This window comes from Stenotrophomonas sp. MMGLT7, assembly GCF_021168555.1.
GTDB lineage: Bacteria > Pseudomonadota > Gammaproteobacteria > Xanthomonadales > Xanthomonadaceae > MMGLT7.
In genome coordinates, this window is the sequence record NZ_JAJOZS010000003.1 from 425,762 (window position 1) to 450,498 (window position 24,737).

Genomic DNA, 24,737 nt, shown 5'->3' on the forward strand with positions numbered 1-24,737 from the left:
TTGTGCTTGCACCCCCTTTTCGGGGACTCGGCTGGGACTGCACCGGGAAAGCTTCAGCCGAGCCAGCTCGGCTCCAGGCAAGCCTGTGCTTCATCCATGTCCATCACTCCAACAGAAGGTTCCTACCCATGAAGACTGGCGTACTCACCGGCGCGATCCTGTGCGCGCTGCTGTCCCCGCTCCACCTGCACGCCCAGACCGCCGCCAACGCGCCGCTGGTCGGCGGCCACGGCAACAACGTGCAGGCCTTCATCGCCCAGCACGACGGCAACGCCGACGGCCGCCTCACCTGGGCCGAGTTCGAGGCCTTCCGCCGCCAGCGCTTCGATGCCACCGACAGCAACGGCAACGGCACCGTCGACGAGAACGAATACGTGCAGGAATTCGCCGACCGCGTGCGCCAGCAGCTGGAACAGGAGCGCAGCGCGCAGGTCGAGCAGACCAAGGTGCGCTTCGCCGCGCTGGACAGCGACAAGAACGGCACCGTCTCGCGCGCCGAATTCGACGCCGCCGGCGCCAGGACCTGGGAAGGCGGCCAGCGCGCGCTGGCGGAAAAGGCCGCCAAGGACAAGACCGCGAAGGACAAGGCGGACAAGCCCGGCAACGCCCACGATGCCGCCGGCGCGGCCCGCTCCGACCGCCGCCCGGGCCTGCTGGCGATGCCGACCAGCCACAGCGCCGAAGGCTTCCTGGCGCTGTACGACGGCAACGGCGACGGCAAGGTGGACAAGGCCGAGTACGACCGCGACCGCGACGCCCAGTTCGCCCGCAGCGATCGCAACCGCGACGGCGTGCTGGACCAGGACGAGTACCTGGCCGAGTACGAGGAACGCCTGGATCGCCGCATCGCCACCCTGGACCAGGGCGAGGACAAGCAGGCGCACGTGCGCTTCGGCGTGCTCGATGCCGACAAGGACGGCGCGATGACCTTCGCCGAGTACCAGGCCTCGGGCAAGCGCACCTTCGATATGGCCGACCGCAACCATGACGGCACGGTCGACGAGGCCGACGCCAAGCTGCCGCCCCCGCCGCGCCCACAGCCTCCAGCGGCCGCTCGCGGCAAGACCAACTGACGGATCGCACGATCATGCGCAGCCATCCCTCCCGCGTATGGGCCGGCGGCATCGGCCTGTGGCTGGCGCTGCAGGCCGGGGCGTGGGCCGCCCCGCCGGTGCAGCGCGAAGGCGTGCTCGGCACGTCGCTGCAGATGCAGGTGGAAGGCGACGACCGCCACGCCGGCCGCGCCGTCGAGGCGGCGCTGGCCGAGATCGCGCGGCTGGAGGCAGAGCTGAGCACCTGGCGGGCCGACAGTGCGCTGTCGGCCTACAACGACGGCCGCCTCGACGTGCAGGCGCTGCCGGCCGACACCACCGCGGTGCTGCAGGCATGCGAGCAGTGGCGCGAGCGCAGCAGCGGCGCCTTCAGCTGCCGGCTCGGCGGGCCGATCGCGCGCTGGCGGCAGGCGCAGGCCGCGCAGCAGCTGCCCGATCGCGGCGAGCTGCGCCGGCAGGCGCGGGCGCTGGCGGCACTGCAGCCGCCACCCAGCGGCCCGCTGGATACGGCCAGCGGCCTGCGCTACGACGTCGACGGCATCGCCAAGGGCTACATCCTCGATCGCGCGCTCGATCGCGCCCGCAAGGCCGCGCCCGCGGCCCGCGGCATCGCCATCGACATCGGCGGCGACGCCGTGTACTGGGGCACGCGCGCCGACGGCAGCGCCTGGCCGGTGACCATCGCCGATCCGCAGCGACCGCTGGACAACACCGACGGCATCGCCCAGGTGCGGCTGCATTCGCAGGCCATCGCAGCCAGCGGCCACCGCAGCCGCGGCTACGACATCGGCCGCCGCCACCTGAGCCACATCCTCGACCCGCAGGACGGCTGGCCGCTGGCCTTCGCCCCGGCGGCGACCGTGGTGGCCGCCGACGCCGCCACCGCCGACGCGCTGGCCACCGCGCTGACGGTGCTGCCGATCCGCGACGGCATCGCCCTGGCCGACGCCACCGACGGCGCCGCCGCACTGATCGTCAGCGATACCGGCATCGCCTTCGCCTCGGCACGCTGGCCGGCGCTGCTGGCCGGGCAGGCAGCGCAGGCGACGCCGCAGGTGCTGATCGACTACGAGATCCCGCCGCCACCGGCCGCCGCCGGCTACCGCCAGCCCTACGTCGCGCTGTGGATCGAGCGCGAGGACGGCGGCGCGGTGCGCCAGCTGCACGTGCTCGGCGACCGCGGCCGCTGGCTCGGCGAGCTGCCGGCCTGGTGGCGCAACTACGGCCGCAACGACCCGGCCGGCGCGCTCGGCATCGCCCGCCCGACCCGCGCCCCCGGCCGCTACACGGTGGCTTGGGACGGCCGCGACGATGCCGGCCGCGCCATGCCGCCCGGCCGCTACGTGCTGCGCGTGGAAGCCGCGCGCGAGCACGGCGGCCACGAGCTGCTGGCGCTGCCGTTCGCGCTGGACGCGCGGCATGCGCCCCAGGTGCAGGGCCATGGCGAATCCGAGGTCGGCCTGGTTTCGCTGCACGGCCGGGCGGAAGCGCCCTAGCCGACCGATACCCCTCTCTTTCCCAGCAACGCACGACTCGCCGCCCGCCGGCCATCCGCAGCCAGGAAGTCCCCGCACCGCCGCATCGCTGCGGTGCGGACCCGTTCAACCACCCCTCTGCGGAGACATCCATGAAGTTCCGTCCCACCCTGCTTGCGCTGGCAGTTTCCTCCTGCCTGACCGCGCCGATCGCCGTCCATGCCGAGGACGCCACCGCCGCCGACGCGCCGGCGCCCGACACCACCTTCGACCCCATCCACGTCATCGAGACGCGCAAGAAGTCCGACAACCAGAACGTCACCACGCTGTCGTCCAAGGACCTGCAGCAGCAGGGCGCGCAGAGCATGGAGGACGCCATCCGCTACGTGCCCGGCGTGGAGATGGTCGATCTCGGCCGCGCCGGCTTCAACGGCTTCAACATCCGCGGCCTGGAGGCCGACCGGGTGGCGATCACCCTGGACGGGCTGAGCTTCCCGCAGAGCATGGACCCGGGCACCTACCAGCCCTACGAGTTCTTCCGCTCCGGCCGCGGCAGCGTCGACCTGGAGGCGGTCAAGAGCGTGGAGATCGTCAAGGGTCCCGACGCGATCACCGCCGGCAGCGGCGCGCTCAGCGGCGCGGTGATGTTCACCACCAAGGATCCGGGCGACTTCCTCAAGGCCAGCGGCAACGACAGCTACGGCGCGATCAAGTACGGCTACACCGGCTCCAGCGACGAGAACATGGGCACGCTGACCTTCGCCAACCGCACCGGCAGGTTCGAATCGCTGCTGGTGTACACCAAGCGCAAGGGCCACGAGACCGAATCCTGGTACGACACCACCATCGACCGGCTCGGCGTCGGCCGCCGCACGCCCGACCCGATCGACCGCGACAGCGACAACCTGCTGGCCAAGCTCAACTTCCTCGCCACCGACACGCAGACCCTGGGCGTGGTCTACGAGCGCGCGCGCGCCACCAACGACGTCGACAACTGGAGCCGCAGCGACGGCACCGGCTCCTACTACGAGCGCACCGCGGTGGACCGCAACGACCGCGACCGCTACGGGCTGAAGTACACCTGGAAGGCCGGCATCGGCCTGTTCGACACCCTGGAGGCCACCGCCGACCACCAGAAGAACTACATCCAGGGCCAGACCAACGTCCTGGTCGCCAGCGGCACCACCGGCACCACGCCCTGCACCGTGGCCGCGCTGTGCTCGCGCCAGGAGAACCGCTGGGACACGCAGAAGCGCGACCGCGTAGCCATCGACCTGGACAAGAGCCTGGACGCCGGCGGCCTGCATCACGACCTGGTCTACGGTGCCGCCTGGCAGCAGGCCAAGATCCACTGGAACTCGGTCGATTCGCGCTGGGACAACACCGGCGCGCTGGTCAGCCGCGACACCGATCCCTCGCTGTGGCCGGACACCAAGGAAACCGACTGGACCGCCTACGTGCGCGACAAGGTGCGGCTACTGGAGGACCGCCTGATCCTGACCGGCGGCCTGCGCTACGACAGCTACAAGTACGTGCCGCAGACCGCCGCCACCGCCGGCGGCAACTCCGGTTACACCGATGAAGCCGGCAGCGTGGGCACCTCCAAGTTCTCCTCGCCGACCTGGAACCTGGGCGCCGAGTTCAAGTTCACCGACACCCAGTCGCTGTGGACGCAGTTCGGCCGCGGCTTCCGCGCCCCCGGCGTCAACGACATGTACGGCAGCTCCTCGACCACCGAGGTCACCCGCGTCTCCGACGGCGCCACGGTGACGGTCCCGGACGGCAGGAGCAACCCGGACCTGGAGGCCGAGCGCAGCATCAGCATCGAGCTGGGCTGGCGCTACCAGAGCGACCGCCTGCGCCTGGGCGTGTCGGCGTTCCGCGACAAGTACAGCAACTTCATCGACACCGCCGAGTACGTCGCCGACGAGGACGTGCAGTACAGCACCACCGTGCGCGGCCAGACCACCATCAGCAACGGCTACACCTACACCATGCCGATCAACCGCGGCGAGGTGACGGTCAAGGGCGTGGAGGCCGAGGGCATGTGGCTGCTCGCCGACGACTGGCTGGCGCGGCTGGCCTATTCGTACAACGAGGGCAAGGACAACGACGGCCAGCCGCTGGGCAGCATCAGCCCGGCCAAGGCCGTGGCCGGGCTCAGCTACAGTGCGCCGTCGCGGCGCTGGAGCCTGACCGCCAACGTCACCCACCAGGAGCGCAAGGACCCGTCCGACTACGGCACCAGCGTGACCAACGGCAGCTACGGTGCCGAAGTGGTCCCGGTGTACGCCTACAAGGCGCGCGCGTACACGCTGCTGGACCTGTTCGGCAGCTACGACATCACCCCCAAGCTGCATCTCACCGCCGGCGTCTACAACGTGTTCGACAAGGAGTACTACCTGTGGAACCGGGTGCGTACGGTCGGCGCCGGCACCGCGATCTTCTCCGGCGCCACCAGCGAGGCCGGCATCGGCCGCTGGTCGCAGCCGGGCCGCAACCTGCGCGTCACCCTGAGCTACGAGTTCTTCTGAGCAATGCCCGCATGCGGTGCAGGGAGCGATCCCGGCACCGCATGCCATTGCCGGCGCATATCGCGGCAGCTTCCCTCCTGGCCACGACACCGATGCCGGCATCAACCGCCAGGCGGCAACACCCTGCGCATGCGCGCATTGGGAATCGCCACGCCGCGGCGCACCGGCAGGCGGTACTCGACCACCTCGAAACCGAAACGCTCGAAGAACGGCTGCGCCGTGCGGCTGACGTCGGCGGCCAGCTCGGCCAGTCCCCGGCCCCGCGCCTGCCGCAGCAGGTGCTCCATCAGCGCCCGGCCCACGCCCTGCCGCGCGTGGCACGCGGACACGAAGAAGTGATCGATGCAGCCGTCCGGCTGCAGGTCCGCATAGCCGGCGACACGGCCCTCGTGCTCGGCCACCCAGGGCTGCAGCGCGCGGATGCGGGCCGCCCAGGCCGCGCGATCCATGTCCGCCGGCGCCCATGCGTGGACCTGTTCGGCGGAGTAGTCGCGGGCGGCCAGCTCGTGTATCGCGGAGAAGAACACGTCCCACAGGACGGGCTCGTCGCCAATGCGGAAATCGCGGATCCTCACCTGTTGCTCCGGGCCGGCAGGCGCAGGCGACCGCACGCTCGCGATGCCCTCCACGCCGTCGCGCTGTTGTGCATTGCATTGTCTCCCGGCACGATGACCACGTGCCCGCGATGCGCGCACGCCTTGTCCCCGTCGGCTGCCGCCGCCCCTGCCATCCAACACCCCCCAATGCCCATTTTCGTCCCCGGCCCGGCCGGGAAGCTGCAGATCGCCGTGGACATGCCGGCCGCCGCGCCGCGCGGCATCGCCCTGGTCAGCCACCCGCAGCCGCTGCTCGGCGGCTCGCCGCGGCACATCGTCCCCTACAGCGCCGCGCGCCGGCTGCGCGATGCCGGCTGGATCGCGGTGCGTCCCAGCTTCCGCGGCGTGGAGGGCTCCGAGGGCGAGTACGACCACGGCGTCGGCGAGACCGAGGACACCCTGGCCATCGCCGCGCACCTGCGCCAGCAGTATCCCGGGCTGCCGCTGGCGCTGGTCGGCTTCTCCTTCGGCGCCTACGTCTACGCGCGCGCGGCCTGCCGCCTGGAAGCCACCGCACCGGCCGCGGCGATCGCGCTGATGGGCCTGCCGGTCGGCACCGTCCCCCGCGGCCGCGACTACGAGCCCCAGCCCCTGCCCGATCGCGCCCTGCTGCTGCACGGGCAGGACGACGACTTCTCGCCGCTGGCCAACGTGCTGGAATGGGCCGCGGGCCGCCAGCGCCCGGTCGTGGTGTTCGCGGGTACCGACCACTTCTTCAAGGGCTGCCTGCCGCGGGCGCTGGACACCGTGGTCGAGCACGTGCAGCGCGCGGTGGCGGTCTGACCCGGCGCAGGCGGATGCCGGCGCAGCCGCTGCCAGCGCAATGGCCGGGCCTCGACAGGGTACCGATGCGCCCGCGCCTGCAGGTCTAGCGCGCCAGCTCCTCGATCTGCTCGTACAACGCGCGCGGGATCTGCACGCCGTGGATGCGGGCCTGGCGCTCCAGTGCCAGGCGGCGCGCGCCGGCCAGGCGCACGCCCTCTTCCTCCAGCATGGTCGAGACCAGGTCCTCGACGCGGGCGTAGTAGCCGTCCTGTCCGGCCAGTGCGCCGGGATCGATGACGATGAACAGGTGTCCCATCCGCAGCGGGGCACCGTCGTGGGTGAAGAACGAGCCCATTTCAGTGCCCAGGTTGGCGCCGAGCAGGGCGCCGGCCAGGACCTCGACCATCAGCGCCAGCATCGCGCCCTTGGGGCTGGTGGTCGCGCCGATCGGCAGCAGCGTGCCCTCGAGGCCGGCCTTCGGGTCGGTGGTGGGCTGGCCGTCGCGGTCCAGCGCCCAGCCCAGCGGGATCGACTGCCCGCGCTGCGCCGCGGTCATCAGCTTGCCGCGCGCCACCTCCGACAGCGCCAGGTCGATCATGATCGGATCGGCCGGCTGCGCGCCGGCGCGGCGGGGGAAGATCGCGGCGATCGGATTGGTGCCGAACAGCGCGCGCTTGCCGCCGGCCGCGGGCATGCAGGCCGAGGCGTTGGCCACGGCCACGCCGACCATGCCGGCGGCCGCGACCGGGCGCAGGTGGTCGACCAGCACGCCGGCGTGGTGGCTGTTGGTCACCCCGAGCAGCGCCACGCCCTGGCGGCGCGCGATCTCCAGCGCCTGTTGCATGCCCTGGGCGCAGGCGGCGAAGGCCAGTCCGTTGCGGGCATCGATCAGCAGGACCGCGCCGCGCTGGTGCGCGACTACGGGATGCACCGTGCCGAGCACGCGCCCGGAGCGCAGGTGGCCGACGTAGGACGGAATGCGGCCCAGTCCGTGCGAGGCCAGTCCCTGGGCCTCGGCCAGCACCAGCGCTTGCGCCGTCGGCGCCGCGTTCTCCGGCAGTGCGCCGGCCGCCTGCAACGCGCGCTGCACCAGCGCCTGGGCCTCGTCCCATGACAGTCGTACCTGCTCTGGCGCGGGCGGGGGAAGGACGCTGGCTTGATCGGGATCGAGTATCTGGTTCATCGATGGGGGACCTGGATCGGGCCCGGCATCGGTCTTGCCGGGCGATACGTTCCTCCACCTGCGGCGCCGCCGTGTCCGCGGGGCAAGACGGTGCCGAAGGCGGGACATGTCGCCCCGGCGGTCGCGGCGCGGCGCCAGCACCGGCACCGCGCGCGCCCCCGGGCGATCAAGACAATCCTACGCTCGAGCGCTCCGGCTTTCGCCGGCTTCGGGTGCGTCATCCGGTCGCGCCGCTGTTGCGTATGCACTGGACCGAGGTGCCGACATCCATCTGCGCGTCGTCCCCAGTGAAGGCCTGTCTCTTCATGTTCCGGGACAACCCTTCTCCCGTTCATGGGAGAAGGTGGCGCGCAGCGCCGGATGAGAGTGCTTTTGCTGTGGCTTTCCCATGCTCCAACCAACCCCCATCCGCCCTTCGGGCACCTTCCCCCGCAAGCGGGAGAAGGAAACGGCGCTCGCTCATCCGGAATCGCCGCGGAGTCTCCCTTCTCCCGTGCACGGGAGAAGGTGGCGCGCAGCGCCGGATGAGGGCGCTTTTGCGGTGGCTCTCCCATGCTCCAGACAACCCCCATCCGCCCTTCGGGCACCTTCCCCCGCAAGCGGGAGAAGGGAACAACACTCGGCCATCCGGAATTACCGCGGAATCTCCCTTCTCCCGTCCACGGGAGAAGGTGGCGCGCAACGCCGGATGAGGGTGCTTTTGCTGTGGCTTTCCCATGCCCCGACCAGCCCCCATCCGCCCTTCGGGCACCTTCCCCCGCAAGCGGGAGAAGGGAACAGCGCTCGCTCATCCGGAGTCGCCGCGGAACCTCCCTTCTCCCGTTCACGGGAGAAGGTGGCGCGCAGCGCCGGATGAGGGTGCTTTTGCTGTGGCTTTCCCATGCCCCGACCAGCCCCCCCCATCCGCCCTTCGGGCACCTTCCCCCGCAAGCGGGAGAAGGGAACAGCACGATGCCGAGATGTGATGAAGAGACAGCACTTCCGTGGAGGCAGGTTCCAACCGTCAGCCAGGCGCAGCGCCACGCGACACCGTTCCCTGGCCCCGCAGATCCAGCGCGACCTGCCCGGCAATGCTTACCCCCTACAGCAGCGTCCCGCCCAGGATCAGCGCGGCGATGCTGAAGTAGATCACCAGCCCGGTCACGTCCACCAGCGTGGCCACGAACGGGGCCGAGGCGCTGGCCGGGTCGAAGCCCAGGCGCTGCAGGACGAACGGCAGCATCGAGCCGGACAGCGAGCCGAAGGTGACGATCCCCACCAGCGCCGCGCCGATGGTCAGCGCCAGGATCGCCCAGTGCTCGCCATAGTCGTACAGGCCGGTCTTCTGCCACACGGTGATGCGCACCACCGCCAGCACGCCGAGGATCGCGCCGAGCAGCATGCCGGTGGGCAGTTCGCGCAGCGCCACCTTCCACCAGTCGCGCAGGCGCAGCTCGCGCAGCGCCAGCGCGCGGATCAGCAGCGAGGTCGCCTGCGAGCCGGAATTGCCGCCCGAACTCATGATCAGCGGGATGAACAGCGTCAGCACCACCGCCCGTGCCAGCTCGTCCTCGTAGTGCTGCATGGCGCTGGCGGTGAGCATCTCGCCGAGGAACAGCACGCTCAGCCAGCCGGCGCGCTTGCGGATCATCTCGCCGAAGCCGATCCGCATGTACGGCTTGTCGATCGCCTCGACGCCGCCGAACTTGTGCACGTCCTCGGTGGACTCGGCGATCAGCGCATCGAGGATGTCGTCGACGGTGACGATGCCCAGCACGTGCTGCTGCGGATCCACCACCGGGATCGCCAGCAGGTCGTGGCGGCGGATCAGCCGCGCCACCTCCTCCTGGTCGAGCAGCGGCGCCACCGTCACCGGCGGGTTGACCTGGGCCACGTCCAGGATCGGCGCCTGCGCATCGCCGGTGATCAGCCGCCGCATCGTCACCACCTGCACCAGGGCCTGGGTGCCGGGGTCGAGCACGTAGATCGCATACACCGTCTCGCGGCTGCGCTCGACCTCGCGGATGTGCTGCAGGGTCTGCCCGACCGTCCAGTCCGCCGGCACGCCGACGAACTCGGTGGTCATCAGGCTGCCGGCGGTGTTGGCCGGGTAGCGCATCAGCCTGCGGATCGACAGCCGCGCCTCGCTGCCCAGGCGCCAGATCAGGCGCTCGCGCTCGGCCTCGTCCAGTTCGTGGAAGACGTCGGCGGCGCGGTCGTCGGCCATCTGCCCGAGCAGCGCGGCGGCACGGTCGTCGGGCAGCTGCGCGACCAGCGCGCCGGCATCGCGCAGTTCCGGCTGGTCGAGGATGTTCACCGCCCGCGGCAGCGGCAGCGCGGCGAGCACCGCGACGGCATCGTCGCGGTCGAGGGCGTTGATGCGCTCCACCGCGTCGGCGGTGTTGAGCGGCTTCAGGGCGGTCAGGAGTTCGTCGGTGCGCACATCGCACCGGGTGCTGGTGTCTTGGGTCATGGGGGCTCGCCTGCAGGTGCTTCGTCGCTGCGCGGGCGAGCCGTCCGATGTCAGGCGGTCGCCGTCGCGGGCGTCGAAGCGGATCGACTGTGACTGTCGCTGGACATGGGAAAGGACTCCGGGTGATGTGCGCCGCGGGCCGGGGGCCCGCTGGCGGCGGGCGCAAGTCTGCGCGGCGGGGCCGCCGTGGTCAACCCGGCCGGCACCGGCGCCGCGGCGGCGATCCGCGTCCGGCGCGACACGCCGGCGTTGTCCGCCGCCGCATTGCCGGCGATATTCGTGCCGCAATGCGCGGCCGGCTGCGACGTCGCGCCGCATAATGTCCGCCATGGAGCCTGGCAATGAATAGCGACGGTCTGGAACTGGCACTGGTACTGATGCTGGCGGCGATCGTGGCCGTCCCGCTGTTCAAGAAGCTGGGCCTGGGCGCGGTGCTGGCCTACCTGGTCACCGGCGTGGTGCTGGGGCCGGACGGGCTGGGTTTCGTCAGCAGCGGCGACGGCATCCTCGGCGCGGCCGAGATCGGCGTGGTGATGCTGCTGTTCGTGATCGGCCTGGAGCTGTCGCCGGCGCGGCTGAAGCTGATGCGCAGGCCGGTGTTCGGCAGCGGCACGGTGCAGGTGCTGGCGACCTCGCTGGTGCTCGGCGGCCTGCTCCTGCTGGACGACTTCCACTGGCGCAGCGCACTGATCGTCGGCGTGGCGCTGTCGCTGTCGTCCACCGCCATCGGCCTGCAGCTGCTGTCCGAGCGCAAGGCGATGGGCAGCGACTACGGCCAGCTGGCGTTCGCGATCCTGCTGTTCCAGGACCTGATCGCGATCCCGCTGCTGGCGGCGATCCCGCTGCTCGGCGGCCGCCACCACGACACCCTGGAATGGCAGGACGCCGCGCGCGCGATCGGCGCGCTGGCGATCGTGATCCTGTGCGGGCGCTTCGTGCTGCGGCACCTGTTCCGGGTGGTGGCGCGCACGCGCATGCCCGAGGTGTTCACCGCCACCGCGCTGCTGGTGGTGCTGGGCACGGCCTGGTTCATGGAGAAGGCGGGGCTGAGCCCCAGCCTGGGCGCGTTCCTGGCCGGCGTGCTGCTGGCCGACTCGGAGTTCCGCCACGAACTGGAGTCGCAGATCGAGCCGTTCCAGGGCCTGCTGCTGGGGCTGTTCTTCATCGCCGTGGGCATGGGCATCGACCTGGACCGCGTGGCCGCCGAGCCATGGCTGATCGCCGGCGGCGTGGCGATCCTGCTGGTGGTCAAGTTCTCGCTGCTGTTCGGCATCGGCCGGCTGGCGAAACTGCCGGTGCGCAGCGCGCTGATGCTGGGCACGCTGCTGTGGCTGGGCGGCGAATTCGCCTTCGTGGTGTTCCAGGAGGCGCAGCGCGCGCGCCTGCTGGGCGCGGCCAACCACGACCGGCTGGTGGCCATCGTCGGCGTGTCGATGGCGCTGACGCCGTTGCTGCTGATCGGCATGCAGCGGCTGCTGGCGCGGCGCTCGTCGCAGCAGCGGCAAAGCGCCGACAAGGCGCGCGAGGGCCGCTACGACACCATCGAGGACCAGCAGCCGAAGGTGCTGATCGCCGGCATGGGCCGCTTCGGCCAGATCGTCGCGCGCCTGCTCACCGCCCAGCACATCCCGTTCGTGGCACTGGAACACAACCCGGAAACGGTGGAGGACCTGCGCCGCTTCGGCAGCAAGCTGTACTACGGCGACCCGACCCGCTCGGACCTGCTGCGCGCGGCCGGCGCCGACGCCATCGGCGTGTTCGTGGTGGCGATGGACGACCCGGAGACCAACATCCGCGCGGTGCGGCTGATCCGCCGCATGTACCCGCAGGCCAAGGTGCTGGCGCGCGCGCGCAACCGCCAGCACGCGTGGAAGCTGATGGACCTGGGCGCCGAACCCTTCCGCGAGGTGTTCGGCTCCAGCCTGGAGATGGGCGAGCAGGTGCTGGAGGCGCTGGGCGTGCCGGCGGCCACCGCACGCGCGCATACCGAGCGCTTCCGCGAGCACGACGAGCAACTGCTGCGGCGCCAGTACCTGATCTACGACGACGAGGCGGCGGTGATCCAGACCGCCAAGGACGCCCGCGCCGACCTGATGAAACTGTTCGAGGCCGACGTCAGCGACCCGCCGCCGCCCGCGCCGGCAGCGGATCCGGCCGCCAAGGCGGATTGACGCGCGCCCTGCCCGGCAAGTCCGCGCAGGGACGCAGCAATGGAGCCAGGCTCACTTCCCATCGCGCGGAAACTCGACCTGGCCCCGTTCCCGGGGATGGCTGCGCGCCTGCCGGCTCATGCCTTCTACCTGACCTGCGCGACTTCGCTGCGCAACTGCGGCGAGGCAGCGGGATAGTCGGTGTAGCCGACCGCATCGCCGCCGAAGAAGCGGCTGGCGTCGGCCGCATTCAGCGGCCAGCCGTTGCGCAGGCGCTCGGGCAGGTCGGGGTTGGCGATGAACGGGCGGCCGAAGCCGACCAGGTCGGCCCAGCCCTTGCGCAACGCCTCCTCGGCACGCTCGGCCGTGTACTTGCCGGCATAGATCAGCGTGCCGCGATAGATCAGCCGCAGCGCCTCCTTGAACGCGGCCGGCATCTCCGGGGCGTCCTCCCAGTCGGCCTCGGCGATGTGGATGTAGGCCGCGCCGATGTCGTCGAGCACCTTGGCCGCCGCCAGGTAGGTGGCCTGCGGGGTGTCGTCGACGGCGCCGTTGAGCGTGGTCAGCGGCGCCAGCCGCACGCCCAGGCGCCCGGGCCCGGTGACGGCGGCCACCGCCTCGCTCACCTCGCGCAGGAAGCGCAGGCGGTTGCCCAGCGAGCCGCCGTACGCGTCGCTGCGCGCGTTGGCGCGGGAATCGATGAACTGGTTGATCAGGTAGCCGTTGGCGCCGTGCAGCTCGACGCCGTCGAAGCCGGCCTCCAGCGCGTTGGCGGCGGCGGCGGCGTAGTCGCGCACGATGCCGGGGATTTCCTCCAGCGCCAGCGCGCGCGGCATCGAGTGCTGGACCATCTCGCCGGCGCCGGCCTGCGGGCCGCGGCCGTCGGGATCGATGAACACCTTGACGCCCTCGGCCAGCAGTGCCGACGAGGACACCGGCGCGGCGCCGTCCGGCTGCAGCGACACGTGCGACAGCCGGCCCACGTGCCACAGCTGGGCGAAGATGCGCCCGCCAGCGGCATGCACCGCGTCGGTCACCGCGCGCCAGCCGGCCACCTGCTCGCGGCTGTAGATGCCGGGCGTCCACGCGTAGCCCTGGCCCTGCGGGCTGATCTGCGTGCCCTCGCCGACGATCAGTCCGGCCGAGGCGCGCTGGGCGTAGTACTCGGCCATCTGCGGCGTGGCGACGTCGCCGGCGGCGGCGCGCGAGCGGGTCATCGGCGGCATGACGATGCGGTTGGGCAGTTGCAGCGAACCCAGGCGGTAGGGGGTGAAAAGCAGGTTGTCGGTACTCATGGCGATCGGTTCCCGTGGGAGGAGGTTTGCGGTTCAGTCTGCGGCCTGGCGGCGATGCCCGGCAAAGCAATGCCCGGCAGCACCGCATCCAGCTCGACGGCCTCGGCCATGGCACGGTTGCCGGCATCGCCGGGATGCAGGTGGTCGCCGGAATCGAAGCGCGCATCGAACCGGGCCGGATCGCCCGGATCGCGCAGCAGCGCATCGAAGTCGATCACCGCATCGAAGGCGCCGCCGTCGCGGATCCAGGCGTTGAGCTGGCGGCGCAGGGCGTCCTTGTCGGGCTGGTAGTAGTCGTCCAGCGGGGTGCCGGGCAGCGCACCGGCGAACGGCGTCAGCGTCGCCCCGATCACCCGCAGGCCGCGGTCGTGCGCACGCTCGATCAGCTGCCGGTAGCCGGCCACCAGTTCGTCCAGCGTCGGCCGTGTCGCCTGCGGCGCGAAGGCCGTGCCCGGCCAGGCGATGTCGTTGATGCCCAGCAGCACGATCACGCTGCGCACGCCCGGCTGGGCCAGCACGTCGCGCTCCAACCGGGCCAGCGCATTGACGCCCATGCCGTCGGCCAGCAGGCGGCCGCCGGAGATGCCGGCGTTGATCACCGCCACGCCGTGCGGGGCCAGGCGCGCGGCCAGGAAGTCCGGCCAGCGCGCGTCGGCATCCAGACTGGCGCTGGCGCCGTCGCTGATGGAATCGCCGATCACCGCCACGGCACCGGCCGGGGACGCGGACTCGACCTCGATGCCGCTCAGCAGCGGGCGCGCGGTGGTGACCTGCGCCGATGCGGTGTCCAGCACCGTGGCCGCGGCGTGGTCGCCCGGCACGATCCAGGCGGTCTGGCGACCGTCCCAGTGGAAGCCGCCGAGCGTGGCCTCCCCCGGCAGGTAGAGGCTGACGGTCACCCGCGACAACGCCGGCAGCGGCAGCTCGACCGGATCGCTGAGCAGCGGCGCGCCCGGCAGGATGGTCGCGCTGGCCTGGCCGCCGAAGGTGACCCGGCGCAGGCTGCCGGGGACCACCGCCGAGTCCGCCGCCGACACCGCCACCGTGGCGCCGCCGACGAGCAGCGGCCGCTCGCCGTAGGCATTGGACAGCACGATGCGCAGGCGCGGGCCGCCCAGGCTGATGCGCGCGACCTGCCGCACCGTCTGCGCGCGCAACACCGCCGGCACGTTGCTCGGGAACAGGAAGTCCTCGCCCCAGACCGGTTGCGGGCTGGCGGTCCAGCTTGCCACCCGGGTGCGGGCGGGGTCGGACGCCCTGGCCGCCGGCGCCGCGATGCCGGCGGCGGCAAGGCCGAGGGCCAGGGCCACGGCCGGCGCATCGAAGGAAGTCTTCATGTGCAGTGAATTCGAAGTCGATCAGGGAACGAATGATGAGTTCAATGACCAACAGCGACTAGACTGCCCTCCGGAAAAATACTTGTGAGTTGATCTCACCCAAGGAGGCGTCGATGGCGCGATTGGAAGTCAACCGCTCCGGCGAGCTGGAAGTGTTCGTGCGGGCGATCGAGCTGGGCGGCTTCTCGGCCGCGGCCCGCGTGTTCGGCATGACCCCCTCGGCCGTCAGCAAGCTGGTGACGCGGCTGGAGCAGCGCCTGGGCACGCGCCTGCTCAACCGCTCCACCCGCCAGCTGCAGCTGACCCCGGAAGGCTGCGCCTTCTACGAGCGCGGCGTGCGGGTGCTGGCCGACCTGGACGAGGCCGAGCGCTGCGCCGGCGTCAACGGCACCCCGCGGGGCCGGCTGCGCATCAACGCCAACGTGCCGTTCGGCCACCACTTCCTGCTGCCGCTGGTCCCGGCCTTCCTCGAACGCTACCCGGACGTGAGCCTGGACATCGTGCTGACCGACGAGGTCATCGACCTGCTGGAGCAGCGCACCGACGTGGCGGTGCGCGCCGGCCCGCTCAAGAGTTCCAGCCTGACCGCGCGCAAGCTCGGCCAGACCCGCATGGTGGTGGTCGCCGCGCCGGCCTACCTGGCGCGCCACGGCACGCCGGCCAGCCCGGACGAGCTGGCGCAGCACAACCTGCTGGGGCTGAACTACACGCGCGCCCAGCAGGGCTGGCCGATGCGCCAGGGCGGCGTGGACAGCCTGGTGCCGGTGACCGGCAACGCCCAGGCCAGCGACGGCGAGGCACTGCACCGGCTGGCCGTGGCCGGGCTCGGGCTGGCGCGGCTGGCGGTCTTCCAGGCGCGCGCCGATATCGCCGCCGGGCGGCTACTGCCGGTGCTGGAAGAGTTCAACCCGGGCGACAGCGAGCAGATCCACGCCGTGTTCGTGGGACAGGGCGGCTACCTGCCGCTGCGGGTGCGTGCGCTGCTGGACTTCCTGGTCGAGCACGTCGCCATCTGAGAACCACGCAAGGCCTTTACCCATATAAGGAAGGCAGCGCCGGGGAGGGATGCGTCGTCGGGGAAACCAGCGAGCAGCGGACGGGCTGTCGCGCTTCCCGACCAACCATCCCCGGTCAGGTCGGAATACGCTCGATCACGTGCCCGCCTTCATCGGCGGTGCCCTCAGGGCCTGGAAAGACCTGCACCACTCAGGCATGGGGCGGGCCTTGGCCCGCCGCAGGATGGCCGGACTGCGCGACTGCGAGGTCCTGTCGCGACCGAACTCGCTCCTTTCGGAGCCCGGGGCCGCTCGAAGGAACCCCGCCGTTGCCGGCATCAGTCCACGGGCGCAACCGCGGCGCGCGGCCGCTGCAGGAAATCGACGATGGCCCCGACCCAGGCGGCGTGGCCGTCCTCGACATGGGCGACATGGTCGGCCTGCGGCAGCGTCACCCAGCTGCGATCCTCGCTGCCGAGGCGGGCGTACAGCTTCGCGTTCTCCTCCTGGGTGGCGAGCGGATCGTGGGCGCCGCGGATCAGCAGCACCGGCAGCGTCGTCACCGCTTCCGGCCGGAAGCGGAACTGCCGCTGCTCGCGCCAGTCGCTGCGTACCGGGTCGGCCGCCAGCGCCTGGGCGACGTACGCGTCGCGCACCTGCGGCGGGAAGGCGCCGGCGACGACGAAGTCGGAGGCGGCACCCTCGGCGGTGGTGCGCTCGCGCGGAGGCTGCGCGGCGGACGTTTCCTGCGCCACGCCGGCATCGACATCGTCCGGAAAGCCATACAGCACCGAGGCCGACAGCGCCTGCGGATGCGCCTGCGCCACCAGCAGCGCCAGCCGCGCGCCGTTGGAATAGCCCAGCAGCGTCGGCGCCGGCAGTTGCGGGTGCCGGCGCGCGATCCACTGCAACGTCTCCGTCACGTCGGCCACGGCGCGGTCGGGCGTGTTCCAGCCGCTGCGATCGCGCGGGGTGCCGCCGTAGCCGCGCAGGTCCAACGCATAGGTCGCATAGCCGGCGCCGGCGAACGCCGCCAGCACCGAGCGCGCGTCGGCCGGCTCGCCCGGGACCTGCAGGTCGAAGTTCGGCAGCGAGCTCCAGGTGCGGCCGTGCACCAGCAGGATCGTCCCGCGCGGGTTGGCCGGCAGTCGCGACCATACCGACAGCGGCAGGCCGTCGTCCGCCTGCACCTGCCAGTGCCGCGTCTGCGGCCCCGGCTGCGGTTGCGCCTGCACGGCGAAAGAAGGAAGCAGGGCGAGCAGCAACGCCAGGCAGGCGGTTCGGATCATCGCGGCAGTCCTCTTTGCGGATCGGCGGGTTCCGGCCACGTGAGCACTGGCCGGGGGCAACCGGCATCATCGCCGCAGGCAGGCGCGCGCGCCATCGCCGCCGGGCACGAACTGATCACCGCAGGCGATGCCGCCGATGATTTCATGAATCAAAGCATGGCCTCCGGCCACGCCATTTCTTGGATTCTTGCTGCAGCGCAGTGCCTTTTGCACAACGCACGATCCGATATCGAATTGTGCGAGACCGATGGCGAGCGACGTGTTCCTGCCCGGCTGTGGGCCGCTATGCCTCATTGGATGCTGATCGACTGCGCCCTTAGTGCCTGTTCACGACCTCAGGATGGGGGCGGCCGCTGTGCCTCGGCAATGAAAAGCACGAGAGCCGTTTGTAGGAGATCGTGAACAGGCTCTGTAGTCGGTCCGAACGTCATCGCTCCTACGAAAGGCCCCCTGTCGGTCCGTCCTTGTAGCTGGCCGCCAGCACGCGCTTGGAGATGTTGGCCACGACACTGCGTGGGGCAAACCGGGTGGACAGCGCGCGCAGGAAATTCTTCCTGCCAACGATCTTGGACAGCCCTCCGCGTAGCATCAACTCGATGCCCTGACGCGCAACGTCAGCGGGCTCGTCCCGATGCTGGAAATGACTGGTGGCGATGCCCTGCGCATCCACCGCACGGAAGAAGCCAGTGGCCGTAGGACCCGGCGACAGGCAGCCAACGCTGACGCCGCGGTCCTCGAACTCCTTCGCAAGAGCCTCGGAGAAGTTCAGGACAAAGGATTTGGAAGCGCCATAAGCCGCGAAGTATGGCGAGGGTTGATAAGCGGCCGTCGAAGCGATGTTCAGGATCTTCCCCGAACGCCGAACCAGCATATCGGCTCCAAACAGACGGCAGAGAGTCGATACCGTGACGACATTCAACTGCAGCATCTTCTCCAGCTCCGTGCGGTCAAGCACGGCATGGTCGCCATATAGCCCCACGCCGGCGTTGTTGACGAGCCAATCGATGGCGATGCCAAGTTGCTGCACTTCGTCGTAGAGCTGGGCCGCTGCGCCCGTATTTCCCAGATCAATCGCGATTGCATGAACCTGGATGCCGTGCTCAGTACGCAGCCTGTCCGCAAGCTGATCGAGCTCGGCTCGGCGGCGGCCGACAAGAACAAGTTCGCAATGGCGGGCAGCAAGCTGGCAAGCCATTTCCCGACCGATTCCGGAACTGGCGCCGGTGATGAGCGCGATAGGGTTTCCTACAGGGCGGCGGCTGGTCATGGAGTCTTCGCAGATGGAGTTTGGATGTTTATATCTAAACACATCTTAGATTTCAATCCAAGCAGCGTAAAGATTGACGTGATAGCCTGTCTTCCATGGGTAGATTGAGCAAAAAGGCGGGTGCTTATCACCACGGCGACCTCCGGAGCGCGCTGCTCGATGCGGCCGTGAAAGTCGTGGAGAAGGACGGGGTGAATGCCCTCACGCTGCGAACGCTCGCCAGCAGCGCCGGCGTGTCGTCCGCTGCGCCGTATCATCACTTCGAAAGCCGCGAGCAGTTGCTGGCAACGATTGCTGCCGAGGGCTTGGTCGGCCTTGTGTCCGAAATGCGGCGCTGCAGCGCCACTGCCGCCAACCCGCACCTCAGACTCGAGGCCCTGGGACGCGGCTACGTGCGGTATGCGCTGACGCATCGCGGGCACTTCCGGGTAATGTTCCGGCCGGAGCTTAGAGAGCGTCTGGGCAAGGAGATGAACCGGGAACTCGGCGAGGGGTTGGTGTTGCTTCGCGAGGCAATCATGAGTTGCCAGAGCGCTGGACTGGCGCCTGCCGGGGACGTGAACCGCCTGATTCTGCTCGCGTGGTCCGCTGTGCACGGCGCCTGCCAGCTATGGATCGATGGGCCGCTTTCATATGAAGGACTGGTGGCCGGTGAAGACGTCCTGGATTCGACCGTGGCAGGCACTCTTATGGAACTGATGACACGGACAGCGATAACCGGGTAGCGGCAACGGGGTCGGGTCGAGTTGTTGCGCGCATGTTCGGCATACTCATCCTTCGTCAATCACCGCGCAGTCCGGATCGCTTGAGTGACCCTGACCCGTTCTCACCGCCATCGCCGTCGGCACGGGGAGTCGGTCGCCAACGGCCCGCGGCGGATGTACTTTGGGCTCCCCCCTGTCGGTCGACGGATCCATGTCTGAACCCTCGGAAGCACCGGAACATCTCAAGCGCAGCCTCTCCAACCGCCACCTGCAACTGATCGCCATCGGCGGTGCGATCGGCACCGGCCTGTTCATGGGCTCGGGCAAGACGATCAGCCTGGCCGGACCGTCGGTAATCTTCGTCTACCTGATCATCGGCGCGATGCTGTTCTTCGTGATGCGGGCGATGGGCGAGCTGCTGCTGTCCAACCTGGAGTACAAGTCGTTCATCGACTTCTCCACCGACCTGCTGGGGCCGTGGGCCGGGTTCTTCTGCGGCTGGACCTACTGGTTCTGCTGGATCATCACCGCCATCGCCGACGTGATCGCGATCGCCGCCTACGCCCAGTTCTGGTTCCCCGGGCTGGCGCCGTGGGTCCCGGCGGTTCTGTGCGTACTGCTCCTGCTCGCGCTCAACCTGGTGACGGTGCGGCTGTTCGGCGAACTTGAGTTCTGGTTCGCGCTGATCAAGATCGTGGCGATCTGCGCGCTGATCCTCACCGGTGCGGGCATGGTGGCCTGGGCGTTCCGCTCGCCGGACGGGCACGTGGCCTCGCTGTCCAACCTGTGGAACGACGGCGGCATGTTCCCGATGGGCATGGCCGGGTTCTTCGCCGGCTTCCAGATCGCAGTGTTCGCCTTCGTCGGCATCGAGCTGGTCGGCACCACCGCGGCGGAGACCGCCAACCCGGTGCGCAACCTGCCCAAGGCGATCAACTCGATCCCGCTGCGCATCATCGTGTTCTACGTGCTGGCGCTGGCGGCGATCATGTGCGTGACGCCGTGGCGCGAGGTGGTGCCGGGCAAGAGCCCGTTCGTGGAGCTGTTCGTGCTGGCGGGCGTGCCGGCCGCGGCCAGCCTGATCAACTTCGTGGTGCTGACCTCGGCCACCTCGTCGGCCAACAGCGGCATCTTCTCCACCAGCCGCATGCTCTACGGCCTGGCCGAGGAGCGGCACGCGCCGAGGGGGTTCGCGCGGCTCTCGCGCGCGGCGGTACCGGCGCGCGGGCTGCTGTTCTCCTGCGGCTGCCTGCTGGCCGGGGCGATGCTGGTGTACGTGGTACCCAACCTGGTGACCGCCTTCACCCTGGTGACCGCGCTGTCGGCGGTGCTGTTCATGTTCGTCTGGTCGCTGATCCTGCTGGCCTACATCGCCTACCGACGCAAGCGCCCGCAGCAGCACGCCGCCTCCGTCTTCAAGATGCCCGGCGGCGTGGCCATGTGCTGGGTGGTGCTGGCGTTCTTCGCCTTCGTGATCGTGCTGCTGACGCTGCAGCACGACACCCTGCAGGCGCTGCTGGCCAGCCCCGTGTGGTTCCTGATCCTGGGCGTGGGCTACCTGGCCAAGCGGCGCGCATTGCTGTAGCCGCGCGTGGTCATACCTCGCCGCCGGTCCGCGAGGTGCGGGGCGGCGGGACGCGGCACGGCGCGCTTGCCATTGGCAGTGTGGGCGAAGCTGCGGGGGCGGGCCCCGATGGAGGTGGTCAACCAATTACTGCCGGCGTAACGCTAGTTAGGTTTGTCGTTTCTCGCTATCCTTGGCTGGTGCGATTAACGCGGCTGGGGGCGTCATCTATTGTTTAACCTCGCCTTCCGCCACAACCTCCGTTTATTACAGATCAAGTAATTTTATTTGTACCAGTTGTTACAACTGCAACAGCAGCCGCTAAGAGGAAGCTCCGCGTGAGCGAGGCTTCGGTGGGGGGAGGGGCTACTTCAATTCGATTCTTTTCGATTGAGTGTTCGTCTTGGCTCGGACGATCTTTTTCAGCACGCAAACCGTAACCTCAAAAGACAGATAGACAACTCCCAGAACCGCGAGATATGTCCATCCACTCGCAATGCTGGGGCCGCAATAGATTTCAGTAAGACACCTGAAGATTCGTGCCGTGATGCGCACTTCATTCCAGAGAGCAACTGCCGCAATAAGCGCGACAAGAACTAAAGCCCATTTCTCGCCCCTCGTGCTTCTCAGCACTTGCCAAGCCCGTAGCGGAAGCACACCAATAGCCACAAGGCCAACGAAGCCGAGTACGTAGATCAATGCGCTGAGAAGGGACGCGCTCATGGACCCTTCTTAAACTGACGAAGCAGATCGCCGGGCCAGAACGTACCCGCCTGCACTTTCGGGAACGAAGGGTTCCCGCTTAACGCCGACGAAGACATTACTGCACACTGGAAAGATGCCGCTGAGGGAAGATCGGCAGCTTGATTGATGATGTTTTCTTCTTCCTTGCGAGAGGTGTTCTTACAGGTCGACTCGACCTTTTGGCCTTTGTGATGCTCTATGAATTTTTTGATATCCGCGGCTTCTCCTGTCACAAGGCCACTACTTCCGCCGCCATTCACTGCACCATATGATCCAGCAGGATCGTAAAGCGCCGGCCCACCTGAGCCATCGCCACCCGATGTGTAAACAGCCGCATGATCTCTAACACCAGCGGGACCAACTGTTGTCAACAAACAAGTCTCTAGACCGAGAGTATCCACTGCCATGATTGGATTCCCCCCGACATAGGCATAGGTATTCAACCCACCCTCCAACCCGATTGGATCACTCTGCAGATACCGTCCGCTCCCCGCATCGTAGTCCCGGAACCCGTTCTGCCACAGCCCCGTCTCGGCATCGTGGTACTGCCCGGGGAAGCCCAGGTTCAAGCCGCCGATGCTGTCCGCGGTCACCCTGCGATCGAAGGCGTAGTTGCTCGCCCGCCAGACCACCGTCTTGCCCGTGTTGGTCGCGATCTCCGGCCGTCCCAGGTGGTCGGTGTGCACGAAGTAGCGCTGGCCGTTACGCACCATCCCTACCAGTTCGCCACCGAACCACAGGTAGTTGGTCCACACCCCCGCCTTGTTCTCCGCCAGCATGGTGTTCTGCCCAGCGTAGACGAAGCGCGTGTTGGTGCCAGCCACCGTCTTGCTGCTGCGCTGGTCCTGCGCGTTGTACACGTAGCTGGCGCTCGTCCCCGCCTTGCTTGCCGTGGCCAGCCGGCCGAAGCCGTCATAGCCGTAGCTGGCCGTGCCGTCGGTGGTGATGCTGCCGTTGGCGTCGTGGACGAAGTTGCGGGCACTGGTTCCGGTGATCGCCGTCAGCCGGTTGCTGCCGGCAGCCACGCCATACAGGTCCGTCGCTCCGCCCCATGCATGGCTGGTGCGGTTGCCGTTGGCGTCGTAGGCGAAGGACTGGTTGGCATTGCTGGCCGTCACCGCAGTCAGCCGGTCCAGCGCGTCGTAGCCGTATTCCTGGGTGAGCCCGGCGCTGATGTAGTTGGTGATCTTGGTGATGCGATCGCTGCTGTCGTAGGCCAGCAACAGGCTCTGCAGCGTGGTGCCGCCGTTCATGGTGGTGATGCCGGTCAGGCGCTGGTCGCCGGCGTTGTAGTTCTGATCGTAGTACAGGTTGCGTGTCAGGCCGTTGCCGTACTTCCAGCCGGTGGCGGGACCGAATGCCCGGTACTGGGTGCCCGCCACCACGTTGCTGACCGTGCCGCCGATGTTCACCGTCATCGTCCTCAACAGGCCGCCGCTGTAGCCGTAGCCTACCGCCGTTCCGTCCGGATAAGCGATGGCGTTCAAGCGGCGGATGTTGTCGTAGTAATAGAACGTCGAGTGGTCGATCGACTCGCTCGCCACCACGATCCAGTCGCGACGGGTCGCCAAATCGCCGTGCGGGGTATAGGCGAAGTGGGTGGCACCCCCGCTGGGGTCGCCGATGTTGCACAGCCGGCCCTTGCCGTTGCCGCACCAGTCGTAGCCGTAGTCGCGCACCTGGCCACCGGCCTTGACGGCAGTCAGGCGTCCCAGCCCGTCGTACGCATAGTTCGTCACCGTCTTGTCCGCCCGGGTCATGGAGGTACGCTGCCCGACCGCGTCGTAGGCGAAGGTGGTGGTTCCGGTATCGGGACTGACTTGCTTCCATAGCTGGCCGAAGCCGTCGTAGTTGTAGCCGGTTGCCTTGCCCCGCGGATCGGTGACCTTGATGATGCGATCGCCCTTGTCGTAGGCGAACTGGGTCACCTTGCCGGCCGGATCGGTGACCTCGAGCAGTCGGCCGCGGGCATCGTAGGCCATGGCGGTGCGGCGGTTCAGCGCGTCGATCGAGGCGGTCCTGCGTCCTTCCTGGTCGTACTCGTAGCGATACGCCTGGCCGTTGTTGCCGCGCTCGGCGATGACACGCCCGAGTTCGTCGTACTCGGTGGTGCTGCTGGACACCACGGTCACACCGGTATCGCCGGACGCAGGCGCCCGCACGTTCACCGTGATCGTGGAGGAAGACGCCGAAGCGCCGCGGGTGTCCTTGACCACGGCGCGGAACTGATGGCTACCTTCGCCCAGGCTGGATATCGAGTACTCATACGGGGCGGCGGTCAGCGTCTTCACGCTCTGCCCGTTTACCAGGAACGCCACGCTGGCCACGCCGTCGTCCGGGTCCGAGGCGCTGGCGGAAAGCTTGAGCACGGACAGCGTGGGGACACTGGTGCCGTTGGCCGGGCCAGTGAGCTGCACCGAAGGATACTTGTTGGCCGGCACGGTATAGACACCGGATTGCGCGATGGCCGGATTGGACGAACCCACCGGGGAAATGCCGTGGACATAGATCTTCTTGCCGGCATGCTGGGCAACGAACGGGGCAAGGTCTATCCAGAAGCGATGACCGCCGCCGGCTTTGCACGCCTCGGTCACACCCGCCTCGTTCGACCGGTCGGCACGGAAACTGCCGACGAAGGTGCCGCCGGCACCGGCCGCCCCTCCTACGTACACGTGCACGTCGATCGAACGCTCCAGATTGGTGGAGCAGGCCCAGCCGCTGAGATGGCCGCTGCTGATGCCGTCCACACGCCCGGTCACCAGGGACAGAAGCACCGTGACCTTGACGTTGGGCGTGATGGCGCCGAACCACGCCACCCCGTCCTGCACCATGCGCCACTGGAAGTTCTGGGTGCCCGGCTTGGTGGCCTGCGCAGTGAAGCTGAAGGTGGCGGTCTGGCCACTGGCGACCTCGCCTGGCGGGTCCACGCGATGCTGGCCCCAAGTCATGTTGTCACCCGGGTTCTGCGACCCGAGACGATAGGCGTCCGATGCCTTCCAAGTAGCGGTGCCCGTGTTCTTCAGCGTCACCGAAACCGGATAGCTCTGCCCGATCACCATCGTCGTCGGCACCGATTGCCCCACGTACTGGGAAGCGCGCACCGGCGTCACCGGGACCGGATCGGGATCCTCGGGACAGAGTTCGCGCTGTACCCCCGCCTCCTGTACCGCCAGCGGCTGGGTATCGCACATGGGCAGTGCCCAGGCTTCCGACGCGACCCCGAGCATGATGCAGAGCATCGCAAGCCGACGCAGCCATCCGGCTCCACCACGACCATTACGCATGTCCATTCCCCCGAATTCCTTTTGCTTGCCAGTACAGCCATGTACCGCGAA

At 69.0% G+C, this 24,737-nt stretch carries 18 protein-coding genes; 8 read left to right on the plus strand and 10 right to left on the minus strand.

Translation table 11 applies throughout. The features are described from left to right. Positions 1–128: 128 nt before the first annotated feature. From LRX76_RS06570 to LRX76_RS06580, 3 genes are all read left to right on the plus strand, one after another. A complete protein-coding gene (locus LRX76_RS06570; protein ID WP_231803282.1) occupies positions 129–1,073 on the plus strand; it encodes an EF-hand domain-containing protein in 945 nt (314 codons plus the stop codon). Between the two features lie 14 nt (positions 1,074–1,087). After that, a complete protein-coding gene (locus LRX76_RS06575; protein ID WP_231803284.1) occupies positions 1,088–2,548 on the plus strand; it encodes a DUF2271 domain-containing protein in 1,461 nt (486 codons plus the stop codon). Positions 2,549–2,679: 131 nt separating this feature from the next. Further along, complete coding sequence (locus LRX76_RS06580; protein ID WP_231803286.1) at positions 2,680–5,061, plus strand: TonB-dependent hemoglobin/transferrin/lactoferrin family receptor; 2,382 nt, start codon at positions 2,680–2,682, stop codon at positions 5,059–5,061. A 101-nt stretch (positions 5,062–5,162) separates the two neighbouring features. Here LRX76_RS06580 and LRX76_RS06585 read toward each other — a convergent pair whose 3' ends face one another. Further along, a complete protein-coding gene (locus tag LRX76_RS06585; RefSeq protein ID WP_231803288.1) occupies positions 5,163–5,636 on the minus strand; it encodes a GNAT family N-acetyltransferase in 474 nt (157 codons plus the stop codon). 168 nt (positions 5,637–5,804) lie between these two features. On the opposite strand from LRX76_RS06585, the gene LRX76_RS06590 reads away from it, so the two are divergent. After that, positions 5,805–6,440 carry an alpha/beta hydrolase gene (locus LRX76_RS06590; protein WP_231803290.1) on the plus strand — a complete coding sequence of 212 codons (636 nt, stop codon included), beginning with the start codon at positions 5,805–5,807 and terminating at the stop codon, positions 6,438–6,440. Between the two features lie 85 nt (positions 6,441–6,525). On the opposite strand, the gene LRX76_RS06595 is transcribed toward LRX76_RS06590, so the two are convergent. Both LRX76_RS06595 and mgtE read right to left on the minus strand, forming a co-directional pair. After that, positions 6,526–7,605 carry an Ldh family oxidoreductase gene (locus LRX76_RS06595; RefSeq protein WP_231803293.1) on the minus strand — a complete coding sequence of 360 codons (1,080 nt, stop codon included), beginning with the start codon at positions 7,603–7,605 and terminating at the stop codon, positions 6,526–6,528. Positions 7,606–8,686: 1,081 nt separating this feature from the next. After that, the gene (gene mgtE / locus LRX76_RS06600) at positions 8,687–10,057 is read right to left on the minus strand and encodes a magnesium transporter (RefSeq protein ID WP_269450740.1); all 1,371 of its coding nucleotides are present in this window, start codon (positions 10,055–10,057) and stop codon (positions 8,687–8,689) included. A gap of 341 nt (positions 10,058–10,398) precedes the next feature. Between mgtE and LRX76_RS06605 the strand changes: the two genes are divergently transcribed. After that, positions 10,399–12,228 carry a monovalent cation:proton antiporter-2 (CPA2) family protein gene (locus LRX76_RS06605; protein ID WP_231803295.1) on the plus strand — a complete coding sequence of 610 codons (1,830 nt, stop codon included), beginning with the start codon at positions 10,399–10,401 and terminating at the stop codon, positions 12,226–12,228. 125 nt (positions 12,229–12,353) lie between these two features. Here LRX76_RS06605 and LRX76_RS06610 read toward each other — a convergent pair whose 3' ends face one another. Both LRX76_RS06610 and LRX76_RS06615 read right to left on the minus strand, forming a co-directional pair. Continuing rightward, positions 12,354–13,487, minus strand: coding sequence for an alkene reductase (locus LRX76_RS06610; RefSeq protein ID WP_269450762.1), 1,134 nt, complete (start codon positions 13,485–13,487; stop codon positions 12,354–12,356). A gap of 11 nt (positions 13,488–13,498) precedes the next feature. Further along, positions 13,499–14,839, minus strand: coding sequence for an SGNH/GDSL hydrolase family protein (locus LRX76_RS06615; protein ID WP_231803299.1), 1,341 nt, complete (start codon positions 14,837–14,839; stop codon positions 13,499–13,501). Positions 14,840–14,952: 113 nt separating this feature from the next. On the opposite strand from LRX76_RS06615, the gene LRX76_RS06620 reads away from it, so the two are divergent. Beyond that, complete coding sequence (locus LRX76_RS06620) at positions 14,953–15,855, plus strand: LysR family transcriptional regulator (RefSeq protein WP_231803301.1); 903 nt, start codon at positions 14,953–14,955, stop codon at positions 15,853–15,855. Between the two features lie 317 nt (positions 15,856–16,172). Here LRX76_RS06620 and LRX76_RS06625 read toward each other — a convergent pair whose 3' ends face one another. From LRX76_RS06625 to LRX76_RS06635, 3 genes are all read right to left on the minus strand, one after another. Next, on the minus strand, positions 16,173–17,123 hold the full coding sequence (locus tag LRX76_RS06625; protein WP_231803303.1) for an alpha/beta fold hydrolase: 951 nt from the start codon (positions 17,121–17,123) through the stop codon (positions 16,173–16,175). A 66-nt stretch (positions 17,124–17,189) separates the two neighbouring features. Then, positions 17,190–17,417 (minus strand): hypothetical protein, encoded by a 228-nt coding sequence (locus LRX76_RS06630; protein ID WP_231803305.1) that lies wholly within the window; start codon positions 17,415–17,417, stop codon positions 17,190–17,192. A gap of 142 nt (positions 17,418–17,559) precedes the next feature. Next, positions 17,560–18,390 (minus strand): SDR family oxidoreductase, encoded by an 831-nt coding sequence (locus LRX76_RS06635; RefSeq protein WP_231803307.1) that lies wholly within the window; start codon positions 18,388–18,390, stop codon positions 17,560–17,562. 104 nt (positions 18,391–18,494) lie between these two features. Here LRX76_RS06635 and LRX76_RS06640 point away from each other — a divergent pair, with 104 nt between their 5' ends. After that, positions 18,495–19,115 (plus strand): TetR/AcrR family transcriptional regulator, encoded by a 621-nt coding sequence (locus LRX76_RS06640; protein ID WP_231803309.1) that lies wholly within the window; start codon positions 18,495–18,497, stop codon positions 19,113–19,115. Between the two features lie 190 nt (positions 19,116–19,305). Further along, positions 19,306–20,679, plus strand: coding sequence for a D-serine/D-alanine/glycine transporter (cycA, locus tag LRX76_RS06645; RefSeq protein ID WP_231803311.1), 1,374 nt, complete (start codon positions 19,306–19,308; stop codon positions 20,677–20,679). A gap of 345 nt (positions 20,680–21,024) precedes the next feature. On the opposite strand, the gene LRX76_RS06650 is transcribed toward cycA, so the two are convergent. Together LRX76_RS06650 and LRX76_RS06655 are read right to left on the minus strand one after the other, a co-directional pair. After that, positions 21,025–21,381 (minus strand): hypothetical protein, encoded by a 357-nt coding sequence (locus tag LRX76_RS06650; RefSeq protein WP_231803313.1) that lies wholly within the window; start codon positions 21,379–21,381, stop codon positions 21,025–21,027. Next, entirely contained in the window at positions 21,378–24,692 is a 3,315-nt protein-coding gene (locus LRX76_RS06655) for an RHS repeat-associated core domain-containing protein (protein ID WP_231803315.1), read from the minus strand. The genes LRX76_RS06650 and LRX76_RS06655 overlap by 4 nt, the downstream gene beginning before the upstream one ends. Positions 24,693–24,737: the final 45 nt, after the last annotated feature.